Source organism: Mesorhizobium sp. M7A.F.Ca.CA.002.15.2.1 (assembly GCF_003998715.1).
GTDB classification, from domain to species: Bacteria; Pseudomonadota; Alphaproteobacteria; order Rhizobiales; family Rhizobiaceae; genus Mesorhizobium; species Mesorhizobium ciceri.
This window is the reverse complement of sequence record NZ_RZPI01001034.1, coordinates 1-1192: the sequence shown is the minus strand read 5'-3', so window position 1 is coordinate 1192 and position 1192 is coordinate 1. Positions and strand designations below refer to the sequence as shown.

General features: G+C 66.2%; 1 protein-coding gene and 1 pseudogene. Both read right to left on the bottom strand.

What is annotated here, in order from left to right:
• A pseudogene (locus ENZ74_RS32320) lies at positions 1-861 on the bottom strand (hypothetical protein); the annotation flags it as partial.
• The coding region (locus ENZ74_RS32315) for an NAD(P)H-hydrate dehydratase (RefSeq protein ID WP_281059757.1) at positions 858-1192 on the bottom strand (335 nt) is incomplete at its 5' end. The pseudogene ENZ74_RS32320 and the gene ENZ74_RS32315, both read right to left, overlap by 4 nt.

Genomic DNA, 1192 nt, shown 5'->3' with positions numbered 1-1192 from the left:
AACCGCCGGCAAATTGGCGCCGACATAGACGGCGAGCCGTGCCTTCAGCGCCGCATCCTGCGAAAGCCGTGCGGTGTCGGGCGTGTTCTCCAGCGGTTTTTCGCTGATATCGGCGCCATCGATGCCGAATATCCGCATGAGATAGGCGGCCTGGCCACCGAACTCGGTTTCCTGGCCGGAGGGGAAGCGCACCACCTGTACGTTGAGCTCCAGCTGCTTGAAGGTGAGCCCAGCTCTCTCCAGCGGCCCGCCGGTCAGCCAGCCGGCATCGACGCTCTCGTCAAGCTGGGGTGTCCAGCGTCCGGCAACACCGACGCAGCCGCCATCGGCGTCGGGGGTGGCGCTGTAGACCGCATTGAAATTGAATGGCAGGCGCGACGCCAGCAGCTTGCCGTTTTTGCGAAAGCTGTAGGCCAGGCGGTAGATGAAGCGCACCTCGCCGCAGCTCCTGTCGCCTTGCAGCACCGCGAAGTCGCGACGATCGAGCCGGTTGACGACGCCGACCAGCCGGAAGCGCGCGGCGTCGGTCTTCAGCCAGCGCATGTCCATGATGCGGCCGACATTGCCGTCGGTGACTTCGTAGAGCGTCCGGCCGCCGGCTTTCATATCGGCACGCAGTGCCGCAACATCGGAGGCAACCGTTTCGACGATGGCGTGAAAGGCCGGCGCCTCGTCGTAAAGCGTCTTCAGACCGCCCTCGCCGTCGACCCCGAAAACATCGGCGAAACCGAAACCCCTGGCATCGAGTGCGGCGAGCACCGCCGGATCGTCGACGATCGTCACAGGACCTTCGGCGCGCGCCGTCGGCGCCATGAAGGCAGCGATGAGGGTGGCAAGCAACAGAACGAGCGCGCGGCTCATTGGGCAGCCGTGCGCGCGTCGAAGAGTTCGCGCAACACCGGCACCAGTGCCAACGGCAGGTCCTCGGCGATCAGACCGGGTCCGAACCGGCTGCCGGCCTCAGCATGCAACCACACCGCCGCGCAGGTGCCCTCGAAGGGCCGCATGCCTTGCGCCAGCAAACCGGCAATGATGCCCGACAGCACGTCGCCTGACCCGGCTGTGGCCAGCCACGGTGCACCGCTGGAGTTGATCGCCGCTTTGCCATCGGGTGCTGCTATGACCGTGTCGGCGCCCTTGTAGACGATGACGGCGTTGGCCCGCGTGGCGGCCGTTCGCGCCTTGTCCAATT